General features: G+C 44.4%; 1 protein-coding gene. It reads right to left on the reverse strand.

The window, feature by feature from the left end; translation table 11 throughout:
• On the reverse strand, positions 1–890 hold an 890-nt coding region (locus NWF01_04265), incomplete at its 3' end, for a transposase (protein MCW4024233.1).
• Positions 891–1,043 lie beyond the last annotated feature (153 nt).

The raw sequence follows: 1,043 nt of genomic DNA on the forward strand, positions 1-1,043 counted from the left end.
ATTCTCGCTTCATCCTGCACCCGGAAACCGGTTTCGATTCTCCATCGTTTCTTGTAGGTTGGAATAACATATTCCAGATCAATAGACTCCTGATTCGTAGCAAATGCCCAATCATATGACTTTTCAGACTTTTTATCGAATATCTGCTTGAGAAGTGCGAGTGTTGTCTCCCCTCGAAACATCGTCTTGTCTTTATTGACCTCGAGTTCATATCGGATCTTTTTCTTCTCTCCAATATCCAGCAATTCTATCTCTTTTTTGATTTTCTCGTTTTTTGGAGCGAAAATCAGATAAGGCACCTCGGCATGTGTCAGAGTCAGCATCAGATCTTTGCTAAAGAATCCCCGGTCAAATACCGTGAGTTCAACGGAATTCACCAGTGGTTCAACCAGAGCAAGACACCAGGTCACTGTTGTTGCCATATTGTGGCCAAGATGCACAGGAACTGATAAAAGCGGAATCTTCTGGGGAATATCAGAATTAATGATGGCGCATGAGAGGAACTTGAACTTCCCGGTAACCCCATGTTCACCCGTATATCCATGTATCCAGAACCCCTGAACATCACCATAAAAATCCTCTTCGGTATAATCAAAGGCTAAAACAACGTTTTTATTGGCAAGATCAAATCGTGTACCCAGTCGCTCGACCGTCATCCGATACTGCCAGACAATGTGTGATGTCGTGACATTCTTGATGGCGAGGTGGAGTGAATCTGCCCTGTTGCCGACGGTTTCGATATAGGTATTTGCAACCGCTGCTTTGAGGAGGTCCCGGTTATACTGGAATCCAGAGAGTGTAGGTCCTTTAAACGGGAGTTTCAGTGCCCGATCGACGAATGTATCGAGTGTTTTAAGCGTCCTGAACAATCGTGCATCACTGAGTTTCATAGTATTACCAGGTAGACTGTTCTGTCCAGGTATTCCTTGGGGCAGTCCACTTTTGCGCTATTCCCGAATTTGGTGACTTTTCGAATGAGAAATCCCTGAATATTCTCGATCTCGATCCGGGTAGCAGGATTTAGTTCAACTTTCTTCATTGGA

Source organism: Candidatus Bathyarchaeota archaeon (genome assembly GCA_026014585.1).
Taxonomy (GTDB): Archaea; Thermoproteota; Bathyarchaeia; order Bathyarchaeales; family Bathycorpusculaceae; genus Bathycorpusculum.